General features: G+C 43.1%; 1 pseudogene. It reads left to right on the forward strand.

Annotated features, from left to right (window positions below):
- Window positions 1-254, forward strand: a pseudogene (locus HMPREF2961_RS09835) (peptidase M23); the annotation flags it as partial.
- Window positions 255-262 lie beyond the last annotated feature (8 nt).

Raw genomic sequence — 262 nt, forward strand, 5'->3', positions numbered from 1 at the left:
CTGCTGCAACAGAAACAACAACAACGGCAACAAGCACGAATGCTGCAAAAGAATGGATCGCACAAAAAGAATCAAGCGGTTCTTACACAGCAACGAACGGACGTTACATCGGACGTTACCAATTAGATTCTTCTTACTTGAATGGTGATTACTCTGCTGCGAACCAAGAAAAAGTGGCAGAACAATATGTTGCTTCACGTTATGGTTCTTGGGAAGCTGCGAAAGCATTCTGGGAAGCAAACGGTTGGTACTAAGATTCATT

It is taken from the genome of Enterococcus sp. HMSC076E04, from assembly GCF_001814285.1.
GTDB classification, from domain to species: Bacteria; Bacillota; Bacilli; order Lactobacillales; family Enterococcaceae; genus Enterococcus_B; species Enterococcus_B lactis.